The organism is Providencia sp. PROV032 (genome assembly GCF_028484875.1).
Lineage (GTDB): Bacteria > Pseudomonadota > Gammaproteobacteria > Enterobacterales > Enterobacteriaceae > Providencia > Providencia rettgeri_E.
Map to the genome: position 1 here is coordinate 1 of NZ_JAMPSX010000066.1, position 1,065 is coordinate 1,065.

Sequence of the window (1,065 nt, forward strand, 5' to 3'; positions counted from 1 at the left end):
CACGATGTTAAAAACGCACTCAGAAGCCCGCAAAACCGTTCTAAACTTTCAGCGTAGATTTGGGTGTTTTATAGGGTGATCGTGTCTTAAAATCGTTTCGAGGGGCTTTAATGGGGATGAACGGGAGGTTTTTGCTAACTAACTCGCCCGTTTAACATAAAAGGGATTGTATGAATCAATTTTAGCTAGAGTTTAAGGTTGTTCAAATTAATGTACAATGATTGCACTGTATAAATAACCAGGTGTAGCATGTATGGAAAAGCACTTTATCAATGAAAAGTTTTCACGAGATCAATTTACGGGGAATAGAGTTAAAAATATTGCCTTTTCAAATTGTGATTTTTCAGGGGTTGATTTAACTGATACTGAATTTGTTGATTGTAGTTTTTACGACAGGAATAGCTTGGAAGGGTGTGATTTTAATAGAGCCAAACTAAAAAACGCTAGCTTTAAAAGCTGCGATTTATCAATGAGTAATTTTAAAAACATTAGCGCCTTAGGTCTTGAAATTAGTGAGTGTTTAGCTCAAGGAGCTGATTTTCGAGGGGCTAATTTTATGAATATGATAACTACAAGGTCATGGTTTTGTAGTGCTTATATAACCAAGACAAATCTTAGTTACGCTAATTTTTCTAGAGTCATATTAGAAAAGTGCGAACTGTGGGAAAATCGCTGGAATGGCACTGTGATAACTGGCGCCGTGTTTCGTGGCTCCGATCTTTCTTGTGGGGAGTTTTCATCGTTTGATTGGTCTTTGGCTGATTTTACTGGTTGTGATTTAACGGGTGGGGCGCTTGGCGAGCTTGATGCAAGGCGAATTAATTTAGATGGAGTGAAGTTGGATGGAGAGCAGGCGCTTCAGCTTGTTGAGAGTTTAGGTGTTATTGTTCACCGATAAAATCTAGGTAAAAAACGCCTAATGCCCCAATGTGGTACTAATCAAAACGGAGCGAAGCGACATCTTCATCTTGTCTTTGCTTTTCTCCATGATCAGTTATTGGGTCATGGTCTCTTAGCTCGTTAATCTGGCTAAGTTTGGTTAGGTTGGGCTTCTTTCGACACTTC

1 protein-coding gene is annotated in these 1,065 nt (G+C 39.0%); it reads left to right on the forward strand.

The features are described from left to right. Window positions 1-253: 253 nt before the first annotated feature. Window positions 254-898 (forward strand): quinolone resistance pentapeptide repeat protein QnrD1, encoded by a 645-nt coding sequence (locus PSF42_RS20595; protein WP_012634451.1) that lies wholly within the window; start codon window positions 254-256, stop codon window positions 896-898. Window positions 899-1,065 lie beyond the last annotated feature (167 nt).